7 protein-coding genes are annotated in these 7,617 nt (G+C 44.9%); 5 read left to right on the forward strand and 2 right to left on the reverse strand.

Annotated elements, in window-relative coordinates; translation table 11 throughout:
* Window positions 1-66: 66 nt before the first annotated feature.
* Window positions 67-507, reverse strand: a complete 441-nt coding sequence (locus ABW391_RS27865; RefSeq protein WP_502916362.1) for a fasciclin domain-containing protein — start codon at window positions 505-507, stop codon at window positions 67-69.
* 255 nt (window positions 508-762) lie between these two features.
* On the opposite strand from ABW391_RS27865, the gene ABW391_RS27870 reads away from it, so the two are divergent.
* From ABW391_RS27870 to ABW391_RS27885, 4 genes are all read left to right on the forward strand, one after another.
* On the forward strand, window positions 763-1,674 hold the full coding sequence (locus ABW391_RS27870) for an MBL fold metallo-hydrolase (protein WP_353485187.1): 912 nt from the start codon (window positions 763-765) through the stop codon (window positions 1,672-1,674).
* Window positions 1,675-1,753: 79 nt separating this feature from the next.
* Window positions 1,754-3,112 carry a glutamine synthetase family protein gene (locus ABW391_RS27875; RefSeq protein WP_353485188.1) on the forward strand — a complete coding sequence of 453 codons (1,359 nt, stop codon included), beginning with the start codon at window positions 1,754-1,756 and terminating at the stop codon, window positions 3,110-3,112.
* A gap of 102 nt (window positions 3,113-3,214) precedes the next feature.
* Entirely contained in the window at window positions 3,215-4,255 is a 1,041-nt protein-coding gene (locus ABW391_RS27880; RefSeq protein ID WP_353485189.1) for a hypothetical protein, read from the forward strand.
* A gap of 4 nt (window positions 4,256-4,259) precedes the next feature.
* A complete protein-coding gene (locus ABW391_RS27885) occupies window positions 4,260-5,111 on the forward strand; it encodes an HAD-IIA family hydrolase (RefSeq protein WP_353485190.1) in 852 nt (283 codons plus the stop codon).
* A 25-nt stretch (window positions 5,112-5,136) separates the two neighbouring features.
* Here ABW391_RS27885 and ABW391_RS27890 read toward each other — a convergent pair whose 3' ends face one another.
* The gene (locus ABW391_RS27890; RefSeq protein ID WP_353485191.1) at window positions 5,137-6,513 is read right to left on the reverse strand and encodes a glycosyltransferase; all 1,377 of its coding nucleotides are present in this window, start codon (window positions 6,511-6,513) and stop codon (window positions 5,137-5,139) included.
* Window positions 6,514-6,683: 170 nt separating this feature from the next.
* Between ABW391_RS27890 and ABW391_RS27895 the strand changes: the two genes are divergently transcribed.
* The coding region (locus ABW391_RS27895) for a hypothetical protein (protein ID WP_502916361.1) at window positions 6,684-7,617 on the forward strand (934 nt) is incomplete at its 3' end.

The raw sequence follows: 7,617 nt of genomic DNA on the forward strand, positions 1-7,617 counted from the left end.
AAAAAATGGTATAACCGTCCCAATGTGACAGTCATACCATTTTCACAACATTCATTCCACTGAATATTAAGCTGGAAGAATAACTTTGTTGATGACGTGAATAACGCCATTGTCTGTTTCTACGTCAGCAATTACTACTTCAGCATCGTTGATCAATACTTTGCCATCCTTGATGTGAATCGTGATATTGCCTCCGTTTACGGTTGCAGCTACCATGCCGTCAGACAAATCGCCTGACATTACTTTTCCTGCTACTACGTGGTAAGTCAGAATACCAGCCAATTGGGCTTTGTTTTCAGGTAAGATCAAAGATTCTACCGTACCAGCTGGCAACGCTGCAAATGCATCGTCTACGGGAGCAAATACAGTGAACGGTCCTGCACCACTCAGTGTTTCTACCAATTCAGCAGCGGTCACTGCGGCAACAAGTGTTTTAAATGAGCCATTGGCTACTGCGGTTTCTACGATGTTCATTTTGTTTGGTTTTGAAAGTTGTCGAATTGAAATTCATCAGCCTAACTAAACGTGCACAAGGAAGTTTTACTTTTTTTATCAATTAATGTATTGTTCATACTGGATTGCAAAATGAGATCAAGATTTAAAGGAAGATTCTTTTAACTTAATATTGAGTGTTAAAAAAAATTACTATATTATAGCTGTTTTTTATCTGTTTGCATTTTGTGGTCGGTTTTCCGATGAAACGTATAGAATCTTCAATACATAGTGCTATTTTGCTGCTTTAATCACCCTAAAATCACACTCATGTCTCTCCACCGCCGTCAATTCCTTCAAACTTCTTCCTTTGCCATTGGTGCATCGGTATTGCCCAGCACCTGGTTGGCGCAATTGTTGCTTCCTGCGGGCGAAATGAAAATCCTGCGCAACAATGTGGGCATCTTTACCGAACGCGGCGGTACCATTGCCTGGATGATCGATAAAGAAGGTCTGATTGTGGTAGATACCCAATTTCCCGACACCGCACCGCATTTGATCGAAGCCATTCGCAAGCAAAGCGATCGGCGCATCGATCTGTTGGTCAATACCCATCACCATGGCGATCATTCTGGTGGAAACATTGCCTTCAAAGACATCGTCAATCGCGTGGTAGCCCACAAAAACTCCCGTGCCAATCAGGAACGCGTGGCGATTGCCAACAAAGCGGAAGACAAGCAATTGTATCCAGACACTACTTTCGACACAACCTGGTCGCAAAAAGTAGGTGCGGAAACCCTCAGCATGCATTACTTTGGCCCTGGCCATACCAATGGCGACTCATTTGTGCATTTTGAAAATGCCAACGTGGTGCATTGTGGCGATTTGATGTTCAACCGTCGGTTTCCCTTTGTAGATAAGACTTCAGGCGCTTCGGTTTCCAACTGGATTGAAGCTTTGGGCAAAGCTCGTAAAACCTTCAGCAAAGATACCCTTTTCGTTTTCGGCCACTCTGCCGATGGAATTCCCGTTACCGGCACGGAACAAGACCTGGCCGCCATGCAAAACTACTTGTCCAAATTGCTTAAATTTGTAAAAAAAGAAATTAAGGCGGGCAAAACCAAAGAACAACTCGCCGAAGCCAAATTGCAAAGCATCCCCGGTGCCGAGGAGTGGAAAGGACAAGGTATCGAACGGAGCGTAAATGCCGCATTTGATGAGTTGATGGAAGGGAAAAAGTAGGCCAAATCCAAGCAGACTCCCGTTACAACAAGTCTAATGAGTCATTTCTATTTTGTAATTTGCCGCCAAATTGAATTCCATGACTCATCAAGAAATCATTGCCCAACTCAACGCACAGCCCAGTGAAAAAATCAAATTTGCCGTTGTGGACATCGATGGCGTTTTGCGGGGCAAAATCATCCATCGTTCCAAGTTCTTGAAAGGGCTGGAAGAAGGACTTGGTTTTTGCAATGTGATTTTTGGTTGGGATTCAAGTGATGTGTGTTACGACAATTCGATAGTCAGCGGCTGGCATACCGGCTATCCCGATGCCTTTTGCAGCATCGATCTGGATACGCTCCGCCACATTCCCTGGGAGGGTGATTTGCCTTTTTTTCTGGCTGATTTCAGTAAGGATCCATCAGGAGTGCGCCAGGCATGCCCGCGTACCCTGTTGAAAACCATCCGGCAAAGCTGCCTGGAGATGGGACTCAACCCCATTTTTGCCAAAGAATTTGAATGGTTCAACTTTCAGGAAACCCCCCAAAGCCTGCAAGACAAAAAATACGTAGACCCCGAACCGCTCACTCCTGGTATGTTTGGCTATTCCATTTTGCGGCCATCGATGAACAATGCCTATTTTCATCAACTTTACGATGATTTGCATGCCTTTGGCATCCCGTTGGAGGGGCTGCATACCGAAACCGGGCCAGGCGTATACGAAGGCAGTATACTTTACAGTGATGTATTAGAAGCTGCCGACCGTGCGGTTTTGTTCAAAACGGGGGTAAAGGAAATTGCCAATCAGCATGGCCTCATTGCATCCTTTATGGCCAAATGGAGCGAACACTTGCCCGGATGTGGCGGGCATATCCACCAGAGTCTTTGGGATTTGGAACAACAAAAGAATCTATTTTACGATGCAGCTGCTCTCCATCAGATGAGCGAATTGATGCAGCATTATGTAGCAGGACAACTGCATTGTTTGCCCCATATCCTGCCGATGTATGCGCCTACCGTCAACAGTTACAAGCGCTTGATCAAGGGATCCTGGGCTTCGGTAAGCGCCAGTTGGGGCATTGAAAACCGCACCACTGCCTTGCGGGTAATCAACCACGGCGAAAAGTCGATGCGCCTGGAAACCAGGGTGCCTGGTGCCGATTGCAACCCTTACCTGTCATTGGCGGCCAGTTTGGCATCGGGCCTTTACGGAATAAAGCACAAATTGCCTCTGGAAATAGCCCCAACCCAGGGCAGTGAATACGACAACGCCCACAATGCGCCATTCCCGGAATCCCTGCATGAAGCAACCCAGGCAATGAAAAACTCCAGCATCGCAGTGGCCCTTTTTGGAGCAGCCTTTGTTGAGCATTTTACCCTAACCCGCGAATGGGAATGGCGGCAATACAGTCAGGCTGTAAGCAATTGGGAACTAAAGCGGTATTTTGAAATCATCTAAAAGTTTAAAGTTGAAAAGTTGAAGGGTTGAAAAGAAACTTACACTCTCCGGAATTGATCTATTTCACTTCAACTATCAACTTTTCAACTATCAACCCTGACCATGCAACCCAATTACCACGACATTATCCGCTACGCCTGGATGGCTTACGATCCTTCACGTGTGATCGAATCGACTACCGACATCAGCGCCAAGGTTTCTACGAATCATGTGTACAAAGTGACTTTCACAGACAAAAGCTTCGTCATTGCCAAGTTGTCTTACTTTGGTCGTTATGAACATTTTGTAGAGGATCACCGCATCATCAATGTATTGGCGAATAATTTGCCTGCTCCGTTTGAAAACCTGCTGGCGCGTTCGCTGATCAAAGGCCACAGCTTGTTTGTGCACCGTTACATCCATGAGGATACCGACGTTTGGGTAGTCTTTTATCGGGCAGTGCGCATCAAAACCCGCTTGCCTCGGCGTTTGGAAGAAGAACACATCATCAAATTGGGCAAGGAGTTTGCCTTGTTTCACAAAACCTGCCACAGCATTCGGAATACCTTGCCGAGTTCTTCGAAGACCATGCACACCGACGTGAACCATTTGATGGAAGTGGTGGAAAGGAAAAACAGCCGCTTGGGGACCCACATTGACAAGGACGAAATCCGCAGGCAATGCGATCTTTTTTACAAAAATGAAGATGTCTTGCGCATGCATCGCCTGGATCAGATTCCAGTATTTGTAGACTGGAACATTGGAAACTTTTCGGTAAGTTCTACCTTGCGCTTGTTTTCCCGGTGGGACTACGACTGGTTTAGGGTCAGCAATCGCATGCTGGACTTTTATTTCTTTAGCCGGGTCGTTTCTGATCGGGGAGATCGTACGGTTTTTACCTACAACATTGGCCCTTTGACTGAAGATCGGTTTATGCTGTTTCTCAAGTCCTACCATAGCCATTACCCCTTGAACGAAACGGAGATTCGCAGTCTGAAAGAAGTGTACCGCTTCTTTTTATTGCATTACGTCATTGACTACGGTACCTACTTTTTTGCCCAAAACTATTCCATCAAACTTCAGCAAGAAGCGATGGAAACCCATTTTTCATCCATTGAAAATGGTTTCAACCCCGAAATCTTACTCAAGGCGTTAAAAATTTGATGACATGGAAAAAATGGATTCGTTTTTGGCAGTGGTAGAAAACTTCAAAGTGGTTTTTCTGGACTCCTATGGCGTTTTGAAAAATTACCGGGGCTTGATCGAAGGGGTTCAGGAAACGCTCGATTTCATTCAATCACGGGGTATCGAATTTCGCATCCTGACCAACGATGCCTCCCGTAGTCAGGAACAGCAAGCCGAATCTTTTGTGCGGGCTGGATTGGTAGGCATACCGCCCGAAAAAATCATCACTTCCGGGATGATGGCCAAACAGTACCTGCAACTCAAAATCAAAGGGGGCAAAGTAGCTTACCTGGGTACGCCCAATGCAGCCCACTACATTTTGCAGGCCAACCTGGAAAGTGTGGCCATTGCCGACCTCGACAAGCACGATCTTGACGACATCAAAGCGATGGTTTTTCTGGACGATGAGGGCTTCGACTGGAATTACGACATCAATAAAACGGTAAATCTGATTCGCAAAAAAAACATCCCCATCATCGTGGCCAACTCAGATAACTTTTATCCAGTTGCCAAAAATGATGTTTCAATTGCCACTGGCGGCATTGCCAAACTGGTAGAGAGCATCATCAACAAGCGGTTCATCCATTTTGGTAAACCTGACACCCAGATGTTCAATTTCGCGTTTGAAGACATCAACCACCCAGAGCGTATTTATGGCAAAGAAGACATCTTGATGGTAGGGGATACGCTGCATACCGACATTCTGGGCGGGAACAAGTTTGGCATCAAAACGGCACTTGTACTCAGCGGAAATACCAGCGCCAGCGAAGCGGATATGAACATCCATTCTTCCGGAATTATCCCGGATTACATCTGTCAATCCATTGTTGGATAAGTAATTAGGGATGGGTTTGTTCTGGTCAATGAACCGTTTTATTCCACTGCAAAGGGGCAATAAAATATTCCCAAAAAGACTTATATCCAGCAATGATGTGTAGAAACAAATAGCGAAATGAATCCCAAAAAGTAAGCAGAAAAGATTGAGAAATTCCCAAGCGCCGGTAAGTGATGATGTTGATGATCCAGGAGAGCAATAAGTTGACCCCCAATAATACCCACAGTATCAAACTGAAAACAGCGGAGAGCAAAAAGGGCAGGTCCCCCAGCAAAATATACAGGGCAACGTAGATATTGAAAAAAGGCAATAGCGATGCACAAATCATCCGCAGCCAAAAACTCAACCAACCGCTGAGTTTAAAATGTGGATCAAAAAGGGTTCTTTTTAAATGTACCAACTGGGTAATGAACAAACCTTTGTTCCAACGGGTACGCTGATTGATCCAGTTCCTGGCTTGTTCGGGGCAGGTTTCGGTGGTATAGCTGTCCAAAATGCTGAGCTGAACCCCATTTTGTACCAATCGCACACTTAAGTCGGCATCCTCCGTTACATTAAAAGGATCCCAGGCTCCCGCATCAATCAGGGCTTTTTTGGAAATAAAAAAGGAATTACCGCCTAATCCAAATGGCAAATTCGCACTGGAAAGTTCAAGCAAATGCTGCTCATACCATTCGTAGTACTCTCCTGCAAAATTTCGGGTGATCCAATTTTCCTGAAGGTTTGAGATGCTGATTTTGGCTTGGCAGCAGGTTTCTCCGGATGCATTCATCAAACTCAAGGCTGCTTTGCGCAATTGTTGGGGTTCAGGACGACTTTCTGCATCATATACCGTAATGTAAGTGCCTTTTGCCAAAGCTAAGGCATGTAAGAGTGCTCTTCCCTTGGTGAAAGGCGGCATTTCAGGGATGTCCAGCACTTCAAAATGCGCAGGCAATTTGATTTGTTGCAAACTGGAACGGGTAACTTGATCGCTGTCTTCTACTACCACGATGACTTGGATCAACTCGGCAGGATAATCCAGCGCTTGTAATGCCTGAATGGTTTGATGAATAACCTCATTTTCATTTTTTAGCGGAAAAATGATACTGAAATCAGGTAGTTGATGGTCTGGGACGGCAAGGGCCTGTGGTGGAGTGGGGTGTTTGGTGGAAAAAAAATTGCCTAAACGAAAACTGAGTAAAATAAGGTAATTGACCAGCCCTAAAATGAAAATGCCTAACCCCAAACTAAGCGGCAAAAAGATACCCGCAATAGTGAAGACTATCCATAAGAAAAGATTGAACATCCGGCCACTTAACTGAATTTTATGCAAAGCAGACTTGGATCCAAGAATTGACACTTGTTGTTGAGCTTGCTGATCAATTGGGATACTGGGGGTCAAAACTGTTGAAGAATCCATTAGAGGCTTTTTGGTGGAATTAGGCTGCAAAATAAAGATTTATTGAAGCAAATATTATTTTGAATGGGATGTATTTATTTTGAACTTTTTTCTAATATATCGGCACCGTTTAGTTTTTTTTATTGAAAAAAAACTAAATTTGCACAATAATATTTCATAAATCTTACAAGATGACCTTCACTTTACGCTCCACTGCATTGAGCTTACTGTGTGTGTTTATGTGCTTTTGTGCTTTTGCAGCCCCTCGGCCAAACACAAACGCACCTAAAACCTCACCGGGCTTACTCACCCATTTGCCGGTATCGGTTGCTCATTTATTTCCCACCAGTTTGCCCAAACCCTTCAAAGCTGCAACCAACGTAGCTGGAAATACGGTGCAATGGACTGGAGCGGTAAGTGCTGATTGGAATACCGCTGGTAACTGGACTACCTCGAGTGGAACGCCAAATATTCCTCCTCAAAAAGGTTCAATCACCGGTGATCATGTGATTATTCCGGATGTATCTGGGGCGTCTGGAAATTTTCCGGTAATTGCAAGTGGTACAGCGGGGGCAAGATCAGTTGTTTTGCAAGCTGGAGCCTCTCTGACCATCAATTCATCTGCCACTTTAAATGTAGTGGGCAGTGATGCCGATGGTTTTACCAATGAAGGCATCTTTACCAACAAAGGAACAGTTCTGGTTGATTCAGCTTACAATGACGCTTTTGTCAATAAGTTGAATGCTCAAATCATCAATGAGGGTTCTTTCTCACTGATCAATGGATTGGGTAACCGCCTGATTAACTTCGGTTCCATTACCAATACCAGTGGTACTTTTACTGTATCCGATGGAGTAGATACTGCTTTTATCAACTACCCAACGGGTTCGGTAACCAATAATGCAACATTTAGTGTTAGCGGTGGGAATAACGTGCGGCTGTACAATCGAGGTTCGATTAGCAACAAAAGTGGTAAAAGTAGTCTTTTTACTGTAGGAGGCGCTACTGCCGGGCACGGCTTTGTCAACGCAGTTGGGGCTTCGCTTACCAACGAAGGTACCTTCCAGATCAATGGGGGCTTCGCCAGTCAAATGATCAACTACAGCAATATTGACAACCTTTCAG

Source organism: Haliscomenobacter sp. (assembly GCF_040403615.1).
GTDB lineage: Bacteria > Bacteroidota > Bacteroidia > Chitinophagales > Saprospiraceae > Haliscomenobacter.

Excerpts from the sequence above, each read along its gene's own strand:
- ABW391_RS27890 (WP_353485191.1), bottom strand. The coding sequence starts at position 6,513 with ATGGATTCTTCAACAGTTTTGACCCCCAGTATCCCAATTGATCAGCAA.
- ABW391_RS27870 (WP_353485187.1), top strand. The coding sequence starts at position 763 with ATGTCTCTCCACCGCCGTCAATTCCTTCAAACTTCTTCCTTTGCCATT.
- ABW391_RS27880 (WP_353485189.1), top strand. The coding sequence starts at position 3,215 with ATGCAACCCAATTACCACGACATTATCCGCTACGCCTGGATGGCTTAC.
- ABW391_RS27875 (WP_353485188.1), top strand. The coding sequence starts at position 1,754 with ATGACTCATCAAGAAATCATTGCCCAACTCAACGCACAGCCCAGTGAA.
- ABW391_RS27885 (WP_353485190.1), top strand. The coding sequence starts at position 4,260 with ATGGAAAAAATGGATTCGTTTTTGGCAGTGGTAGAAAACTTCAAAGTG.